The 17,246-nt window shown below is 62.2% G+C and carries 14 protein-coding genes; 5 read left to right on the top strand and 9 right to left on the bottom strand.

The features are described 5' to 3' along the window. Positions 1-9: 9 nt before the first annotated feature. Positions 10-906, top strand: coding sequence for a DMT family transporter (locus ACT53S_RS12440; protein ID WP_476067208.1), 897 nt, complete (start codon positions 10-12; stop codon positions 904-906). On the opposite strand, the gene ACT53S_RS12435 is transcribed toward ACT53S_RS12440, so the two are convergent. Genes ACT53S_RS12435 through ACT53S_RS12420 form a run of 4 tightly spaced genes read right to left on the bottom strand, consistent with a single transcriptional unit; the run spans position 903 to position 4,402 of the window. Beyond that, positions 903-1,745 (bottom strand): metal ABC transporter permease, encoded by an 843-nt coding sequence (locus ACT53S_RS12435; RefSeq protein ID WP_113376464.1) that lies wholly within the window; start codon positions 1,743-1,745, stop codon positions 903-905. The two genes, ACT53S_RS12440 and ACT53S_RS12435, sit on opposite strands and share 4 nt — an antisense overlap. Then, positions 1,742-2,650 carry a metal ABC transporter permease gene (locus ACT53S_RS12430; protein ID WP_476067207.1) on the bottom strand — a complete coding sequence of 303 codons (909 nt, stop codon included), beginning with the start codon at positions 2,648-2,650 and terminating at the stop codon, positions 1,742-1,744. Before ACT53S_RS12430 ends, ACT53S_RS12435 begins: the two co-directional genes overlap by 4 nt. Beyond that, on the bottom strand, positions 2,631-3,518 hold the full coding sequence (locus ACT53S_RS12425; RefSeq protein ID WP_476067206.1) for a manganese/iron ABC transporter ATP-binding protein: 888 nt from the start codon (positions 3,516-3,518) through the stop codon (positions 2,631-2,633). The genes ACT53S_RS12430 and ACT53S_RS12425 overlap by 20 nt, the downstream gene beginning before the upstream one ends. Continuing rightward, the gene (locus tag ACT53S_RS12420; RefSeq protein ID WP_476067205.1) at positions 3,515-4,402 is read right to left on the bottom strand and encodes a metal ABC transporter substrate-binding protein; all 888 of its coding nucleotides are present in this window, start codon (positions 4,400-4,402) and stop codon (positions 3,515-3,517) included. The genes ACT53S_RS12425 and ACT53S_RS12420 overlap by 4 nt, the downstream gene beginning before the upstream one ends. A 235-nt stretch (positions 4,403-4,637) precedes the next feature. Here ACT53S_RS12420 and ACT53S_RS12415 point away from each other — a divergent pair, with 235 nt between their 5' ends. Continuing rightward, the gene (locus tag ACT53S_RS12415) at positions 4,638-6,332 is read left to right on the top strand and encodes a hypothetical protein (protein ID WP_476067204.1); all 1,695 of its coding nucleotides are present in this window, start codon (positions 4,638-4,640) and stop codon (positions 6,330-6,332) included. Between the two features lie 114 nt (positions 6,333-6,446). Here ACT53S_RS12415 and lysS read toward each other — a convergent pair whose 3' ends face one another. The 5 genes from lysS to ACT53S_RS12390 all read right to left on the bottom strand — a co-directional run bounded on the left by lysS (position 6,447) and on the right by ACT53S_RS12390 (position 13,470). Next, entirely contained in the window at positions 6,447-7,943 is a 1,497-nt protein-coding gene (gene lysS / locus ACT53S_RS12410; protein WP_476067203.1) for a lysine--tRNA ligase, read from the bottom strand. Between the two features lie 169 nt (positions 7,944-8,112). Beyond that, on the bottom strand, positions 8,113-9,570 hold the full coding sequence (gene gltX, locus ACT53S_RS12405; protein WP_476067202.1) for a glutamate--tRNA ligase: 1,458 nt from the start codon (positions 9,568-9,570) through the stop codon (positions 8,113-8,115). 465 nt (positions 9,571-10,035) lie between these two features. Then, on the bottom strand, positions 10,036-11,802 hold the full coding sequence (locus ACT53S_RS12400) for an SLC13 family permease (RefSeq protein ID WP_113376458.1): 1,767 nt from the start codon (positions 11,800-11,802) through the stop codon (positions 10,036-10,038). A gap of 127 nt (positions 11,803-11,929) precedes the next feature. Further along, entirely contained in the window at positions 11,930-12,688 is a 759-nt protein-coding gene (locus ACT53S_RS12395; protein WP_476067201.1) for a TerC family protein, read from the bottom strand. A gap of 86 nt (positions 12,689-12,774) precedes the next feature. Then, entirely contained in the window at positions 12,775-13,470 is a 696-nt protein-coding gene (locus tag ACT53S_RS12390; protein WP_476067200.1) for a TetR/AcrR family transcriptional regulator, read from the bottom strand. 144 nt (positions 13,471-13,614) lie between these two features. Between ACT53S_RS12390 and ACT53S_RS12385 the strand changes: the two genes are divergently transcribed. From ACT53S_RS12385 to ACT53S_RS12375, 3 genes are all read left to right on the top strand, one after another. Next, positions 13,615-14,838, top strand: a complete 1,224-nt coding sequence (locus ACT53S_RS12385; RefSeq protein WP_476067199.1) for an HlyD family secretion protein — start codon at positions 13,615-13,617, stop codon at positions 14,836-14,838. Positions 14,839-14,874: 36 nt separating this feature from the next. Further along, entirely contained in the window at positions 14,875-16,476 is a 1,602-nt protein-coding gene (locus ACT53S_RS12380) for a DHA2 family efflux MFS transporter permease subunit (protein ID WP_476067198.1), read from the top strand. Positions 16,477-16,565: 89 nt separating this feature from the next. Continuing rightward, complete coding sequence (locus tag ACT53S_RS12375) at positions 16,566-17,213, top strand: hypothetical protein (RefSeq protein ID WP_476067197.1); 648 nt, start codon at positions 16,566-16,568, stop codon at positions 17,211-17,213. Positions 17,214-17,246 lie beyond the last annotated feature (33 nt).

Genomic DNA, 17,246 nt, shown 5'->3' with positions numbered 1-17,246 from the left:
TTCGACACCATGAAATCGACGCCGCTCGGCTATCTCTTCACTTTTCTCGCGTTTTCCGTATTCGCCATTCAGGACGGGCTCTCCAAGCATTTGGGCGCCACCCATTCGCCGGTGCAGGTGGCCATGGTCCGCTATTGGGCCTTCGTTGCCTTTGCCCTCTTTCTGGCGATGCGTTCCAGCGGTGGCCTGCGCGCCGCAGTCAATACAAAGCGACCTTTCCTGCAGATCCTTCGCGGCCTTCTCTTGTTCACGCAGATTTTGGTGTCGATCGTCGCCTTTACCAAGGTGGGGCTTGCCCAGAGCCAGGCGATCTTTGCGGCTGGGCCGATCTTCGTCGCGCTTCTCTCCATGCCGATCCTGGGCGAAAAAGTCGGCTGGCGGCGATGGACGGCGATCCTGTTTGGTCTTGTTGGCGTGGTGATCATGCTGGCGCCGACCGGCGACAGTTTCAACGCCTATATCTGGCTGCCGCTCATATGCGCTGTCATGGGCGCGGTCTATGGCATCGCCACGCGGCTGGTCAGCCGCGACGATCAGCCATCGACCAGCTTCTTTTATCTGGCGATCGTCGGTTTCATCGGGTCGAACCTGCTCGGGCCCTATTTCTGGACGCCGTTCACGCCTGCGGGCTGGGGGCTGATGATCGGGCTTTGCTGCACGGGCATCATCGGCCATCTCTCGCTGATCAAGGCCTATGAAAACCTCGACGCCGTGATCGTCCAGCCGATCTCCTACTGGCAACTGGTGCTGGGCGCCATGATCGCGGTCACTGTGTTCGGCGAGATCCTGCGCTGGAACACGGTGGTTGGCGCTGTCCTCGTCGTCGGCGCAGGGCTTTTCACCGTCTGGCGGGAGTGGGTGGTGTCGCGACGCGCGCGGCGGGCAGAGGAAGTCGGCCGCGTTTAGGCGCTCGCTTCCGTCTTTCTGTTTCGCATTTGGCCGATCAGGAAAGTCACGACGAAGATGCCGCTCATGATCAGCACGATGGTCGGGGCGGGCGCACTGTCGATGAAGAAACTCAGATAAATGCCTGCGAGTGACGACGTGACCGCGACGATGACGGCCGTGACCAACATTGTTGCATAGCGCTTGGTCAGCAGGAAGGCGATCGCGCCGGGGGCGACGAGCATCGCGACCGAGAGAATGATGCCCACGGCCTTCAGGGCGCCGACGACGACGAGCGAAAGCACGGCCAGCTGACCGTAATGCAGGAGGCGCACGGACAGGCCGATCGCCTGGGCATGCTGCGGATCGAAGGCGTGGGCCAGAAGATCCTTGCGCAAGAGGACGAGGAAGGTCGTTGCAAAAAGCGCGATCAGGCCCGTCTCGATCAGGTCCGACGGCAGGATGCCTAGCATGTCGCCGAAAAGGATGTGGTCGAGATGCACGGAGCTTTCGACCTGCACATAAAGCACGAGCCCCAAGCCGAACATGCCGGAAAAGACGATGCCGAGCACCGTGTCTTCCTTGATGCGGCTGTTCTCCTTGATGAAGCCGGTCAGAAGCGCACAGAAGAGGCCGGCGACGAAGGCGCCGATGGCAAGCGGAATGCCGGCGATATAGGCGATGACGACGCCCGGCAGCACGGCATGGGAGACGGCGTCTCCCATCAGCGACCAGCCTTTCAGCACCAGCAAACAGGAGAGAAGCGCCATCGGCACCGCGATCATCAGCGTGACGATGAACGCCGTCTGCATGAAGGGCAGCTGGAAGGGGAGGAGGGCGAGTTCGAGGGTTTCGCTCATGCGGGGCGCTCCTCGGGCCGGCGATGTGGTTCTGCCGCGGCTGCCTGAGGCATGGGCTGGAGAGCCTCGCGCGCACGACTGCGCGCGGCGAGCATGCCGTGCTTCGGGGCAAAGAGGAAGGCTGCGAGGAAGATCAGCGTCTGCAGGACGACGATTATGCCGCCGGTCGCACCGTCGAGGAAATAGCTCGCATAGGCGCCGACGAAGCTGGTGCAGGCACCGATGCCAAGCGCCAGCAGGATCAGCCGCTGGAAGCGATCGGTCAGGAGATAGGCGGTGGCACCGGGAGTGACCACCATGGCGATGACGAGGAAGGCGCCGACGGTTTGCATGGCGGCGACGGTGGAGGCGGCAAGCAGGGTGAAGAAGATCACCTTTAACCGTTCGGGTTTGAGACCGATCGAGCGTGCATGGTTCTCGTCGAAGAAGGTCACCATCAGGTCCTTCCACTTCAGCGTCAGAACCAGCAGGCTGACGCCGCCGATCAGGACGAGCTGCAGCGTGTCGGCAGGCGTGATCGCGAGGATGTTGCCGAGCACGATGGTCTTGATGTCGATCGAGACGGGCGAGATCGACACCATGAAAAGGCCAAGCCCGAAGAAGGAGGTGAAGATCAGGCCGATGATCGCGTCTTCCTTCAGCTTGGTGCGCTGGTTCAGGAAGAGGATGGCGAGAGCTGCCATGCCGCCCGAGAGAAAAGCGCCGAAGGCGAAGGGCAGGCCGAGCATATAGGCACCGGCCACACCCGGCACGATGGCATGGGAGAGCGCATCGCCGATCAGCGACCAGCCCTTGAGCATGAGATAGGCCGAGAGGAAGCCACAGACGCCGCCAACCAGCGCCGACACCAGAATGGCGTTGCGCATGTAGTCATAGGTGAAGGGCTCAGCCAGGATCGCGAGCATCAGCGGCTCCCGGTTTTGGCTGACCGTAGATCACGAAGGGGCGTTCGTCGTCTGTGATGACTGTGACTTCGCGGCCGTCATCGTCGTCGTGCAGGTCGCGGCCGGCAAGCACGAAGTGGCGCAGTGCGCCGCCAAAGGCGGTCTTGAGGTTGTCTTCAGTGAAGGTGTCTTCGGTCTTGCCGGAGGCAATCACCGTTCCCTTGACGAAGATAGTCCGGTCGCAGAAATCCGGCACGCTGCCGAGATTGTGCGTCGAGACCAGCATGACGCGGCCTTCAGCGCGCAGGTCCTTCATCAGGCCGATGATCTGTTCTTCGGTGGTCACGTCGACGCCGGTGAAGGGTTCGTCGAGCAGGATGACCTGTCCCTCCTGGGCGAGCGCGCGGGCCAGGAAGACGCGCTTGCGCTGGCCGCCGGAGAGTTCGCCGATCTGGCGCTTGCGGTAGTCGGACATGCCGACGCGAGCGAGTGCTTCCTCGACCATCTGGTGGTCTCGCTTCGAGGGTATGCGCAAGAAGCTCATATGGCCGTAGCGGCCCATCATCACGACATCCTCGACGAGAACGGGGAAGTTCCAGTCGACCTCTTCCGCCTGGGGGACGTAGGCGACGAGGTTCTGTCTCAGGGCTTCGCGGACACTCATGCCGAGCACGCGGATTTCGCCGGAGGCGACGGGCACGAAGCCCATGATTGCCTTGAAGAGCGTCGATTTGCCGGCGCCGTTGACGCCGACAAGGGCAGTGATCGTTCCGGGCGGGATGGCAAAGCTCGCATGGCGCAGGGCCGTATGGCCGTTGCGATAGGTGACCGTCACATCCTCGGCGGCGATCCCCTCGCGATTGCGTCTTGCACCCGATCCCATGATCATCCGGCAAATCCCTTCACGATGGTCGAGACCGTCACCTTCAGGAGATCCAGATAGGTCGGGACCGGACCGTCAGGCTCACTCAACGAATCCACATAGAGGATGCCGCCATAACGGGCCCCGGTTTCGGCCGCGACCTGCTGGGCCGGCTTGTCGGAGACGGTGCTCTCGGAGAATACGACGGGGATCTTGTTTTCGATCACCTGGTCGACGACGGCCTTCACCTGCTGCGGCGTGCCCTGGCTGTCGGCGTTGATCGGCCAGAGATACAGTTCCTTCATGCCGAGATCGCGGGCGAGATAGGAGAAGGCGCCTTCACTGGTGACGAGGAAGCGCTCGTTTTCGGGGATTTTGGCAATCTCCGCCTTCATCGGCTCGATCTCGCCCTTGATCTTCAGCGAATAGGTGCGGGCATTGGCTTCGTAGATCGCGGCGTTGGCCGGATCGAGATCGGTCAGGGCCTTACGAATGTTCTCGACATAGATGAGTGCATTCTCCGGCGACATCCAGGCATGCGGGTTGGGCTTGCCGTCATAGGCGCCGCCAGCGATGCTGATCGGCTCGACACCGTCGCTGACGGTAACCGTCGGCACGTCGCCGAGATTGGCGAGGAATTTCTCGAACCAGGCTTCGAGGTTCAAGCCGTTGCGCAGGACGAGATCCGCGTCACGGGCTTTCAGGATATCGCGCGGTGTCGGTTGGTAGCCGTGGATTTCGGCGCCCGGCTTGGTGATGCTTTCGACATCGGCGGCATCGCCGGCGACGTTCTTCGCGATATCCGCAATAACCGTGAAGGTGGTCACGACCTTCGGCCTATCGGCGGCGAAGGACGCTCCCGGCAGCATGAGGGCCAGGACAAAGAGACTGCGGGCAAGCTTCAGCAACATCAGCGGCATCCCGTTCTTGCAAGTCATTCCTATTAAAATCTATCGCGCGCTTTACCGATGTCAATGCATTTGCAAATCATTTGCAAAAAGACCGTCTCGAAGAATGTTGCGAAGAGCTTTCCAGGTCGTGTCGAAATGGCCCGGAGGCGATTAAAGGTTCCGCAAGGAGCCTCGCTTATGCTGACCTCTAGTATTGCGTAAATGTCGGAGTGGGTGTGATGGCGGAGTTGCAAGCGTGAAGGTGCCAAAGCTTCACCTGTCGCGGAAACTCGTGCTGATCGTGGGAGGCGTGCTCGTCCTGTGCGGCGGCACGGGCGGAGCTGCCGTTTATATCGGCGCCGACACGCTGCTCGGTCCTTCCTATGCGGAGTTGAACGGGCTCGAATGCACGGAGGTGCAGACCGTCGAGATCCGCAAGAAGGACCGGTTCTGGATCCGGAAATATGTCACCACCAGCGAGCCCGGCGATGGGTTGACCCGTGTCAAGACGGCGTTGCGCGTCGCAAAAGTCGTGCAGGAAGCCAAGAAGGCGGACCTCGTCCAAGTCGTGGTTCTCGATCCGAATGGGCCAAAGGAACGTGGCCTGATGCGCGGGCGTGCGGTAGGTGCCGATGTCATCTTCGTTCCCGATCCTGCCCGTGTTCCCGAGGCGGCGACCGCACGGATGTTGACGGCTCGCTATGCCGATGGGCCGCCGGCGGCCAACGGAGAATTTTTCGGACCGAAGATCGATATGGTGGAAGACGATATCCAGGCGCTTCTGGCGAAACTGGACGACAGCACCGATTGTATCACGCCGGAAGTGGTTGTGCCGGAAGGCGAAGGTCATGGCGACAGTGGCGGCCATGGCAAGGCGGATGCGCACGGCAAGAAGAGCGAAGGTCACGGTGACAGTGGTGGCCATGGTGATGCCGGCGGACATGGCGAGGCGCCTGCCGAAGGCCATGGTGAGGCTGATGCCCATGGAAAAGCGCCGGCCGATGGCCATGGTGAAGCGCCTGCGGGTGAGCATGGGGCGGAGACGCCGGTCGCCGACCACGGCGGCGAAAGCAAGGGCTGGATGGCCTCGCTGATGGGCATGGTCGGCCTTGGCGGCGACGATGCGCCGGCCGAAGGCCATGGTGGCGCGGCTGATGCTGGCCATGGCGAAGCGCCGGCCGAAGGGCACGGGGCACCGGCCGCGGCCGATCACGGCGATGGCGAAGGTCATGCGGTTCCCGCCGACAGCGCAGGTCTGCCCTCTGATGGACACGGAGCGGAGCCCGCCGTGCATGGTGAGGCGAGCGGCGATCACGCAAAGGCACCGGAAAGCGGTGCGGTGAGCGAACACGGCGACGCGGCACAGGCAGGCGCAAGCGATCATGCGTCTGCGCCCGAACAGGATGGCGGCGACCACGGCAGCGCCGATGGACACGCCGGTGCTGCGAACGGCGAAGAGGTGGCCGCCCCGGCAGTACACGAAACCGAAGTTCCTGTGGTGGAAACGCCGGCGGATGCCGCGACGGGGCACGACGCTGCTGTGCCAGAAGAGGCAAGCCACGAGGCTGCGAGCGCAGAGGCACCTTCGGAAGACGGTGGCTGGTTCTCGTCGCTGAAGAGCATGGTCGGCCTCGGGGGCACCGACGAGCCTGCAGCCTCTGCGGAGAAGGCCGCGCCCGCCGAGACGTCCGGTGAGGCCGGTGCCGGCGGTGCCGATCACGGTGCGGCCTGGCTGGAGAAGATGCGGTCTCAGCCGATCGAGCCGGAGAGTGGCTCGGCTGCGCAGCCGGCGGCTTCGGAACAGCACGGCTCGGCTGCCGATCACGGAACGGGTACGCCGGCAGCCTCTGCCGAGCACGCCGCCGAAGGTTCGATTGCCCCGGCAGAGGACGAAGGGGTGCTGCCGCCGAAGAAAGTTCTACCGGCGGAGGAAGCCAAGGCGGGGCACTGAATTCGAGGTTCATCGACGTCAGCCACTGACGCGATCACGTTCAATCCAGGTTTAAAAACGAAGAAACCCCGGCTTTCGGCCGGGGTTTCTTCGTTCTGAAGCTCCTCCGAGTGCTCAATCCGCCTTGTTGCGGCGCGCCGGGAAGAGGATGACGTCGCGGATCGACGGGGCGTTAGTCAAGAGCATGATCAGGCGGTCGACGCCGATGCCGAGGCCGCCGGCGGGCGGCATGCCCTGGTCGATCGCATCGAGGAACTCGTCGTCGAGCTGCTTGTCCTTTTCGCCGCGCGAATGGGCCTGTTCGAGCTGCTCAACCATGCGCTTGCGCTGCTCTTCTGGGTCATTCAGTTCGGAGAAGGCGTTGCCGACTTCCCAGGCGTTGCAATAGGTCTCGAAACGCTCCACGAGGCGAGGCTCGCCCGGCACTTCCTTGGCAAACGGCGAGATGTCCTTCGGGAAGTGCGTGACGTGGCTCGGCTGGATCAGCGTGCCCTCGACCTTTTCTTCGAAGATGAAGGCGAGGCATTCGCCCCAGGTCCAGTCCTCTTCTACTGCAAAGCCGGCGGCCTTGGCGGCGGTGCGGGCTTCCTCGTCGGTCTTCATCGCCAGGAAGTCGATGCCGGTTGCTTCCTTGACGGCGTCGGGCATCGGTACGCGCTTAAACGGACCCTTGAAGGACAGCGTCTTGTCGCCATAGGCGACGTCGGTCGAGCCGTGGATGGCAACCGCGAGGCTTTCGAACAGGCGCTCGACGAGGCCCATGACGTCCTCATAGTCGGCATAGGCCCAGTAGCATTCCATCATGGTGAATTCGGGATTGTGACGGGTCGACACACCTTCGTTGCGGAAGTTGCGGTTGACCTCGAACACCTTGTCGGCAAGGCCCGAAACCAGGGTGCGCTTCAAAAACAGTTCCGGCGCAATGCGCAGATACATGTCCATTTTCAGCGTGTTGTGGAAGGTCTTGAACGGGTCGGCGGTGGCGCCGCCATAGACCGTCTGCAGCATCGGCGTCTCGACTTCGAGGAAGCCTTCACCTTCCATGAAGCGGCGCAGACCGGAGATGATCTTCGAGCGCTGGAGGAAGCGGAGCTTGGAATCCTCGTTGGTCAGGATGTCGAGGTGGCGCTTGCGGTAGCGCAGCTCGATATCGGCAAGACCGTGATACTTCTCCGGCATGGGGAGAAGCGTCTTGGTCAGCATGGTGATTTCATGGGCGTTGATGGTCAGCTCGCCACGCTTGGTGCGGCGGACCTGGCCCTTGACGCCGATGATGTCGCCAAGGTCGATCATCGGCAGCAGCGCGCGCGCTTCTTCCGGGGTCGTGTCCTTGTGGGAGAAGATTTGGATCTTGCCCGAGGCGTCATGGATGTCCATGAACATGCCGGAATTGCGCGAGGAATAGACGCGACCGGCCACCGTGATGATATCCTCAGACGTCTCGTCCAATCCCAGACCCGAATATTTCTCTGCGAATTCCGCGTTCGTCATCGTGCGGTGGAAATGCGCTGGATAGACGTCGCCGACCTGTTCGCGCAGCAGCGCGAGTTTCTGGCGGCGGACTTCTGTCGGGTCGGAGGAGAGGGCGGTTTCGGTGGTCTGTTCGGTCATGGTGTGAATGCCTCTTGCGGCTATATTCGTTTCAGTTCGCCGGTGCGGCTTGCTCGGCCAACCCTCCCCCTTGTGGGGAGGGTCGGAGCGAAGCGACGGGGAGGGGAGGCGTCTTGCTCGGGGCAAAAACCCCTCCCCAACCCCTCCCCACAAGGGGGAGGGGCTACCCTCAATTCTGTGCACCCGCCATCGCGGTCAGCACCTGAATCGCCACCTTCAACCGCTGGCGCACGACCGAGCGGCCGAGCAGTGCCATACTGTCAAACAGCGGCAGGGAGCGCTGGCTGCCGGAGACGGCGACGAAGAGGGGCGGGGTTACGACGCGGAGCTTCTTGTTCAGGCGCTCGGAGATCGCACGCAGCTCTTCCTCGATGGTCGTGACATTCCATTCGAGGATCTTTTCGAGATCCGCCTGAACGGTGGTGACGATTTCGAGCGTTTCGGCCGGGCTGGTCTTCAGGCCGCCGAAGGAGGCAGGCGTCAGGCCCACGTCGTTCGCCAGCAGGAAGCCGGCGAGCGGCGGGACTTCGCCGAGCTTGGTGACGCGGCTCTGGGCGAGCTTCAGGCCTTCGACCAGGCGGTCATTCTCCATCGACCAGTCGAGCACGCGGGCGACAAAGTCTTCCGGCGAAAGCTTCTCGCGCAGCCAGCGGCCGTTCAGCCAGTCGAGCTTCTGGATGTCGAAGATCGCGCCGGCCTTGGACAGGTTGTCCGGATCGAACTTCTCGATCAGTTCTTCCATCGACAGCAGTTCCTCGCCTTCGGCGATCTGGATGAAGAACAGGCCGAGGAAGTTCATCAGCGCTTCAGGCAGATAGCCGAGGGCCGAGTAATAGGAGATCGAGGTCGGGTTCTTGCGCTTCGACAGCTTCGACTTGTCGTGATTGCGCATCAGCGACAGGTGCATGAACTTTGGCGGCTCAAGGCCGAGATGCTTGTAGATCAGGATGTGCTTCGGCACGGAAGCCAGCCACTCCTCGCCGCGGGCGACGTGGGTGATCTTCATCAGGTGGTCGTCGACAACGTTTGCCATGTGATAGGTCGGCATGCCGTCGCCCTTCAAGAGGACCTGCATGTCGACGCTTTCCCACGGGATCGAGACATCGCCATAGACGCCGTCGTGGAAATCGCAGGAGCCTTCGGTCGGAACCTTCAGGCGCACGACATGCGGCTCGCCGGCTTCGACGCGGGCGGTCACTTCCTCGGCCTTCAGATGCAGGCAGAGGCCGTCATAGCCGGGGGGCTTGCCGGCGGCGCGCTGGGCTTCGCGCATGCTTTCCAGGCGCTCGGGCGTGCAGAAACAGCGGAAGGCACCGCCGTCGCGCAGCATCTGGTCGACGAAGGGACGGTAGATATCCTTGCGTTCGGACTGGCGATAAGGACCGTAGGGGCCGCCGACATCGGGACCTTCCGACCAGGTGAGGCCGGTCCATTTCAGCGCGTCCAGCACCTTCTGCTCGAATTCGGCCGTGGAACGGGTCGCGTCGGTGTCCTCGATGCGCAGGATGAACTCGCCGCCGAATTTCTTGGCGAAGAGGTAGTTGAACAGCGCGATATAGGCGGTCCCGACATGGGGTTCCCCGGTCGGGGAGGGTGCGATGCGGACGCGGACGCCTGATGTGGTCATGGAATTCAGCTCGTGGTGCGTGCGGGGGACCTGGCGCTTGTGCGCCCGATCGGGACAATGTGCGAAATCTGTGTGGCGGCAGGCCGGAAACGGGCGAGGAAACAATGAGGCGCGCGCCGGTTCCACCGGGTGGCCTTAGGCCATATTCAGGCCTTTGCGTCAAGAAAAACCACTGATGCCGAGGTTCTCTGGAGGCTCTCCGAAAAAATCGTCAAAAAAATCTTTAGAGGTGCGGAACCCGAAGCCCTTGCCCGCGTTCTAGTGGCAGAGCGCAGGCCGTGCCAACCGGACGCGACGGGATATGGGGAACACGGGAGTTTTTCCGGTTTCTTTCCGTGGCCAACGAAATGGCAGGCGAGCCCCTTAACCGTCCGGCCTGCGCTCTCCCCCAAGTCCCCGCCCCAAGGAAAACCTGCGTCCCGCCGACGCAGGTTTTTCTTTGCGTGTATTTGCGTTTCGAGCCGGTCAGTTGACCGGCCAGACCATCAGCAAGGCCGGCACGGAAACCAGCACGATCAAGATCGACAACGGTAGACCGAGCCTTGGGTAATCCGAAAACCTGTATCCTCCAGGCCCCATGACCAGCGTGTTGCACTGGTGACCGATCGGGGTAAGGAAGTCGCAGCCCGCACCGATCGCGACTGCCATTAGGAAGGCTTCGGGCTTGTAGCCCAGGCCGGTCGCAAAGCTCGCGGCGATCGGTGCCATGACGAGAACCGTGGCGGCATTGTTGAGGAAGGGCGTGACGGCCATCGCCGTCAGCAGGATCATGGCGACGGCACCCCAAGCCGGCAGTCCGCCGGCCACCGTGTTGAGCCAGCCGGCGATGACGTCGCTACCGCCCGATGTGCGCAGCGTGTCTGCCACGGGAATGAGGGCCGCCAGCATGACCAAGATAGGCCCGTCAACTGCTCGGTAGACTTCGCTGACCGGGATCACGCCGAAGGCCACCATCGCCAGCGCGGCGGTGAAGAAGGCCATGGCGACGGGCGCGATGCCGAGAGCGGTCGCTCCCATCGCGATAACGAGGATCGCGAGCGGAATCAGCACGTTTCGGCTGGTGCCGAGCAAGATCTCCCGCTCGGCAAGCGGTAGGCAGCCGAGTTCGGTCAGGATCGAGGGCATTTGCGCGCGCAGGCCCTGGAGCAAAACCACGTCGCCGGAGCGCAGGGTCAGTTGTCCCAGCCGCTCGCGGATGCGCTTGCCCTGCCGGCTGACGGCCAGCAGATTGACGCCGTAGGTGTGGACGAGCGACAGCTCCTGAGCCGTCTGTCCGATCAGCGGGGACCCCCGGCCGATCACGGCTTCGATCGAGGAGAGATCGCCACGTCCGGCGCGCGGGCTGACATTGCCGGCCAGGCTGAGGTTGGCCTGGGAGACGATCCGGTCCAGCGCCTCGGAAGGGCCCTCGAGCAGCAGGATATCTTCCGCGTGCAACAGGATATCCGGGAAAGGCGACAGGCGGGTCTCGCCGCGCAGCACAGCCGAAGCGGTGACCTCGCCCTCGGCGATCTTGAGCAGCTGGTGCAGCGGCCTCTGGATGAAGGGTGACTGCGGCGGTATGTGCGCTTCCGTGGCGAAGCTGGAGCCTTCCAGCGCTTCCTGCAGCGAGGGGTTCTGGTTCTCCCGGCGCGGAACCAGCCAGTAGAAGAAAATCAGGAAAATGATGCCGGCGACGGCAAGCGTCGCGCCGACCGGCGTGAAGTCGAACATGGTGAAAGGTTCGCCCGTCAGTTCCTGCCGCAGGCGGGAGACTGCGATGTTGGGCGAGGTGCCGATCTGGGTCATCAACCCGCCGAGCAGGGCCGAAAAGGCCATGGGCATCAGGAAGACTGAAGGCGGTACGTTTGAACGGCGAGCGAACTGGAAAGCCACCGGCATCATGATCGCGAGTGCGCCAATGTTCTTGATAAAGGCGGAGAGGACCGTGACGGTAATCAGCAGCAACAGCATCTGACCGTGTAGCGAAGACAGCGCCGGGAAGAACTTCTTAATGGCGAGATCAACGACGCCGGAGCGGGCGACACCGGCGCTGACGACCAGCGCGCTGCCGACGATGATCACCAGATCATCGGAAAACCCGGAAAAAGCGTCCTTGGCAGGAAGCAGGCCAAGGGAGACTGCTGCGATGAGGGCGACGCAGGCGACCACATCATAGCGGAATTTTTCCCATAGGAAGGCCGCCATCATCACGGCGATCAGGCCGAAGGCGAGGATTTGCTCGTAGGTCATGGTGCTCCGGCGGCGGGATGCGGCTCTCGATCATTGCGTCCAATGATCACCGCGGCAATGGGTTCCGTCAAACAAGAATGTCCGCCCGAAGCGCGCTTCGGGCGGAGCAGGATGCGGGAGAGCCAGCTCAGTGCAGCGTGGTCTTGCCCTTGCGGTCGCTCGCGCGTTTGCGCCGGGCGAACATGTTGAGGACCTCGACGAGCGCCGAGAAGGCCATGGCGGCGTAGATGTAGCCCTTGGGCACGTGGAAGCCCATGCCTTCGGCGATCAGCGTGGTTCCGATCATCAGCAGGAAGCCGAGTGCCAGCATGACGACGGTCGGGTTCTTGGCGATGAAATTCGCAAGCGGCGTGGCGGCCACCAGCATGACCGTAACCGCAGCGATGACGGCGATGACCATGATCGGCAGATGCGGGGTCATGCCGACGGCGGTGATGATGCTGTCGATCGAGAAGACCAGGTCGAGCAGCAGGATCTGGCCGATGGCGCTGGCGAAGGTGGTCGTGGCCGAGGAGGCGATGAAATCCTCTTCATGGTCGACCGGATCGACGCTGTGGTGGATTTCCTTGGTGGCCTTCCAGACCAGGAAGAGACCGCCGGCAATGAGGATCAGGTCCTTCCAGGAGAAGCCGTGGCCGAAAACCTCGAAGATCGGCGTGGTCAGCTGGACGATCCAGGCGACGGTGCCGAGCAGAGCGAGGCGCATGATCAGCGCGAGGCCGATGCCGATGCGGCGGGCGCGTTCGCGCATCTCTTCCGGAAGCTTGTTGGTCAGGATCGAGATGAAGATCAGGTTGTCGATGCCGAGCACGACCTCCATCACCACGAGTGTCACCAGAGCGACCCAGGCAGTGGGGTCCTGAAGAAGCGGAAGATAGTCCTGCATGTTTATGGGTTCCGTGCGCGAGGGTCAGCGACGGTGGATGTGGGGCAAAACATCGCAGTTGGCAAGGCCACCCCAGTGGCAATGCCTCAGGAAGCGTCGGGCTTGCGCCTGTATGCGGCCATAAAGACGGCGCGACCGCCGTCGATCACGCGGTCGATCTCTTCGGCCGGCGGCGTCTCGGCGATCTCGTTGAACAGGCGGCCCTTCATGTAGGCCCCCGTCACAAGCTCGATATATTGCATGGCCGCCATGGAGGTGTCGGCGATGTCGAAGTAGCCAGACTTAACATGCGCGTCGAGATAATCCTTCAGGATGGTGCGCGCATTGCTGGGCGACGACGCGAAAAAGCGCTGACAGAGCGTCGGCATGCGGTCGACGAGGCCGAGCAAAATCCGCATGGCCGGGATCATCTCGGATTGAAAGATCTGGCGGATAAAGGCCAATCCGAATTGGCGAAGGCCTTCTTCCGGATCGGGCTGATGGGCCAGCAGGTCGCGAATGCTCTCGGCGAAGAGGCCCTTGGCGCGCTCGATCAAGGCGGCGAAGAGTTCTTCCTTGCTCTGGAAGTAAACGTAGATCGTTCCCTTCGACACACCGGCTTCACGCGTGACATCGTTCATGCTCGCCGCGTCATAGCCCATCTTCATGAACACGCGGTGCGCGCCGTCCAGAATCTGGCCGCGCTTGATCGGGTCGGCGCCCGCGGCAAACCGGCCCATGCCGGCCGTCGGGGCGGCCATGGATTCCGGTATCATCTGCTGGTCAATGCTCAGTTTCGACATGATTTGTCCAAATCTTAACGCTACGCGATTGGAGTGTGCTTTCAGCTCCTTCTTGCCCCTTGATATGAGGTACGGAAGTCTATATGTCAATCGAACCGAACGGTTCAGTTCGAAAGTATTAATCCAATCCCTGGTTCTCAGCCCATGTCCGCGACGCACAGATCCACCGCCCTTCGTTCCACCTCCAGTCCCCTTGAACGGAATGAAGATGCGTCCGAGACGCAGCTCGAACCAGGGACCCCTTCCGCCGAGGCGCAGCCGGCCGCTGCGGCCCAGACGGCCACTGTCAGCGAGGCTGGGCAACCCAAGAAACGCCGCAGCCCGGTGCTGCCGGTGGTGCTCGCCGTTCTGCTCGCGGGTGCGGGTTGGTACGGCTATGAGTGGTGGACCAATGGCCGCTTCATGGTGTCGACCGAAGACGCCTATATCGAAGGTGACATCGCGATCATCTCGCCGAAGATCTCGGGTTATGTCGAGAAGGTGAATGTCGACAGCAACCAGATCGTCCATGCCGGTGACCCCTTGGTCACGCTCGATGGCGGCGATTATCGCATCGCCTATGACCAGGCCGTCGCGAGCAAGCAGAGCGCGGAACTTGCCGTCAAGCGGATCGATGCACAGATCACCGGCGGGGAGGCCAGCGTGGCGCAGGCCAAGGCCCAGCTCGGCGCGCTTCAGGCGTCCGTTCGCGGCGCCGAAATCACCGCGAAGCGGGCGACCGATCTCGCTGCCAAATCTGTCGGCACGACGGCCGATCTCGACAATGCGAAGGTCGCGCTCGATCAGGCCAATGCGAACCTCGTTGCCGGTGAAGCAGCCGTCGCTTCGGCAGAGGCCAATCTCAGCCTGTTGAAGGCGCAGCGCGAAGAAGCGCTCTCCACTGTCCGCCTGCAGGATCTCGCCATCCAGAAGGCGCAGCGTGACCTCGATTTTACCGTCCTGAAGGCACCCTATGACGGTGTCGTCGGCAACCTTGCCGTCCAGGCGGGCGACCTGGTTTCGGCGGGCAAGCGGCTCGCCGCCTTGGTGCCGACCAGTGAGCTCTATATCGAGGCCAACTTCAAGGAGACGCAGATCGCCCATCTGGTGCCTGGCTCCAAGGTCTCGATCCATGTCGATGCCTATGGCGAAGAGCCGCTGGAAGGAACCGTCACGTCGATTGCTCCAGCCTCGGGTGCCATCTTCTCGATGCTGCCGGCGGAGAACGCGACCGGTAACTTCACCAAGGTCGTTCAACGCGTGCCGGTGCGGATCGCCTTGCCAAAGGATGCGCTGGCGGGTGGTCACCTGCGCGCGGGCCTGAGTGTCATCGTCGACGTTGACACCCGCACGGCACCGGACGCGCAAGCGGTCGCTGCCAAGCAGTAAATATATCGGTCGGGTCTCGTCTGGAAAGGGCCGCCCATGGCCACGGTTACATCCCCGGGTGCTGCTCCGGTCTCGTCTGCTGCAGGTCAGTCGGGCGTCGATGAGCGCATGGACCCAAGGCGGGTCTTCGCATTTCTCGCCATGGTGTTCGGCATGTTCATGTCGATCCTCGACATCCAGATCGTTTCTGCCTCGCTGGCCGAAATCCAGGCGGGCCTTGGTGCCGGCTCGGATGAAGTCGCGTGGGTGCAGACGTCCTATCTGATCGCCGAAGTCATCATGATCCCGTTGTCGGGTGTGCTTGCGCGCATCCTGTCGACCCGCGTGCTGTTCACGATCTGCGCGGCCGGCTTCACGCTGTCCAGCGCGCTTTGCGCGACCGCCACCAATATCGAGCAGATGATCGTCTACCGGGCGATCCAGGGCTTTATCGGCGGCGGCATGATTCCCTCCGTCTTCGCGGCCGCCTTCACGATCTTCCCGCCTTCCAAGCGTAACATCGTGTCGCCCATGGTCGGGCTGGTTGCCACGCTCGCGCCCACCATCGGGCCGACGATCGGCGGCTATATCAGCCATGCCATGTCTTGGCACTGGCTGTTCCTGATCAACGTGATCCCGGGCATGCTGGTCGCGGCGGCGGCGTGGAGCCTGATCGATTTCGACAAGCCGGATCTGAAACTCTTCAAGATCTTCGACTGGTGGGGGTTGGCTTCCATGGCCATTTTCCTCGGCTCGCTCGAATATGTTCTGGAGGAAGGCAACAACAAGGACTGGTTCAACGATCAGCACATTGTCATCGGCACGATCACCATGACGGTGGGTGCACTGGTCTTCTTTCGGCGCGTGTTCAAGGCGCAGTTGCCGGTGGTTGATCTTCGGGCCTTCTCCAACGCGAACTTCGCGTTCGGGTCACTGTTCTCCTTCGTCATGGGGGTGGGGCTCTACGGGCTGACCTATCTCTACCCGCTCTATCTCGGGCGTATCCGCGGGTACGACTCCATGATGATCGGCGAGACGATGTTCGTGTCGGGCGCTGCCATGTTCCTCACGGCGCCCGTGGCCGGTATCCTCTCGAACAAGATGGATCCGCGCGCGATGATGATGATCGGGTTTGCCGGTTTTGCGCTCGGCACCTATCTCATGACCGGCATTACTCCCGACTGGGATTTCTACGAACTGCTCGTGCCGCAGATCCTGCGCGGTTGCTCGCTGATGATCTGCATGGTGCCGATCAACAATCTGGCGCTGGGCACACTGCCGCCGGACCGTATCAAGAATGCTTCCGGCCTCTTCAACCTCACCCGAAACCTCGGTGGTGCCGTGGGGCTGGCGATCATCAACACCATGCTGACGCAGCGCACCGACGATCACTATGCGCGTCTCTCCGAGCAGGTGTCGTGGAGCAATCGGGCGGCGTTGGACTGGCTGGCCAGCGTTGGCGCCAATTACGACAGCTACGGCCTCGACGGTACTGCCGTGGCCGTCAAGAAACTGTCGGGAATGGTGACCCAACAGGCCTGGCTCCTGTCCTTCATGGACGTGTTCATGGGGTTGACGGTGCTGTTCACTTGCCTCGTTTTCATGGCGCTTCTTCTGAAGAAGCCGAAGGCGGCTGCGCCCGCCGGTGCCGGACATTAGGTTGCAATAGATTTACTAATCTATTTTTGCGTGTAATTCTAGGTGGCGCACCGACATTCCGTCGGGGTGGCCAACAGAGGAGCATGCAGATGAGTGAACCAATTGCAGTGCAGAAACTGGTGGAGTTCGCCAAACGCTATACGGGGATTCGTCTAGAATCCACTGGCGCCGCGCGCGTGGACTATTCCGGGACCCTCTACAATGTCGACGGCAGCGACGGCGATCCGGAGATTGACAATTTAAGCTGGAAGGGTCTGCTGATTCATTACGGCATAAACGGGCCGTGTTACGTCACCTCTCCGCTACCAGGCGGACAGTCCACGCACCCGCAGTTCAATGTCGGGGGACACATGACCCCCAACTCCGATGGAATAGTCGATGACGGCGGCACCTGTTACCTGATGCCCTTGTGCTCCTGGCACAACAACAAGGCGCGGGATGAAACGGCATTCCACCACGACCTGACCGCCATGTTGCAACTGTCGGGTTACATGGAAGGCGATATTGCTGCGACCTTTCTCGCGCGGATGCCGGGCGACATTCCACTGCGTATCGTCGGCGCCGAGGGAAACACCGTGACCCTTCAGGCGACGGATCCCGACACCTTTGCGCAGGCGATGGCGGTGGATCGCGCGGAGCGATTACCGATTTCCTTGCCACCCTACTATCTGGCATTTCGCCAGGAGGTCGTGGGAGGGCGCATGACGTATCTCATCGAGGCGGCCGCCTTGCCTTAAGCTCATGGGTATGCCGTGATACGGTGACCCGAA

The organism is Allorhizobium sp. DMC15 (assembly GCF_056314065.1).
Note: the sequence above shows the minus strand (reverse complement) of the source record. Positions and strands in the feature narration are given on the sequence as shown.

Excerpts from the sequence above, each read along its gene's own strand:
- ACT53S_RS12380 (WP_476067198.1), top strand. The coding sequence starts at position 14,875 with ATGGCCACGGTTACATCCCCGGGTGCTGCTCCGGTCTCGTCTGCTGCA.
- ACT53S_RS12395 (WP_476067201.1), bottom strand. The coding sequence starts at position 12,688 with ATGCAGGACTATCTTCCGCTTCTTCAGGACCCCACTGCCTGGGTCGCT.
- ACT53S_RS12435 (WP_113376464.1), bottom strand. The coding sequence starts at position 1,745 with ATGAGCGAAACCCTCGAACTCGCCCTCCTCCCCTTCCAGCTGCCCTTC.
- gltX (WP_476067202.1), bottom strand. The coding sequence starts at position 9,570 with ATGACCACATCAGGCGTCCGCGTCCGCATCGCACCCTCCCCGACCGGG.
- ACT53S_RS12390 (WP_476067200.1), bottom strand. The coding sequence starts at position 13,470 with ATGTCGAAACTGAGCATTGACCAGCAGATGATACCGGAATCCATGGCC.
- ACT53S_RS12385 (WP_476067199.1), top strand. The coding sequence starts at position 13,615 with ATGTCCGCGACGCACAGATCCACCGCCCTTCGTTCCACCTCCAGTCCC.
- ACT53S_RS12425 (WP_476067206.1), bottom strand. The coding sequence starts at position 3,518 with ATGATCATGGGATCGGGTGCAAGACGCAATCGCGAGGGGATCGCCGCC.
- ACT53S_RS12430 (WP_476067207.1), bottom strand. The coding sequence starts at position 2,650 with ATGCTCGCGATCCTGGCTGAGCCCTTCACCTATGACTACATGCGCAAC.
- ACT53S_RS12400 (WP_113376458.1), bottom strand. The coding sequence starts at position 11,802 with ATGACCTACGAGCAAATCCTCGCCTTCGGCCTGATCGCCGTGATGATG.
- ACT53S_RS12375 (WP_476067197.1), top strand. The coding sequence starts at position 16,566 with ATGAGTGAACCAATTGCAGTGCAGAAACTGGTGGAGTTCGCCAAACGC.
- ACT53S_RS12420 (WP_476067205.1), bottom strand. The coding sequence starts at position 4,402 with ATGTTGCTGAAGCTTGCCCGCAGTCTCTTTGTCCTGGCCCTCATGCTG.
- lysS (WP_476067203.1), bottom strand. The coding sequence starts at position 7,943 with ATGACCGAACAGACCACCGAAACCGCCCTCTCCTCCGACCCGACAGAA.
- ACT53S_RS12440 (WP_476067208.1), top strand. The coding sequence starts at position 10 with ATGAAATCGACGCCGCTCGGCTATCTCTTCACTTTTCTCGCGTTTTCC.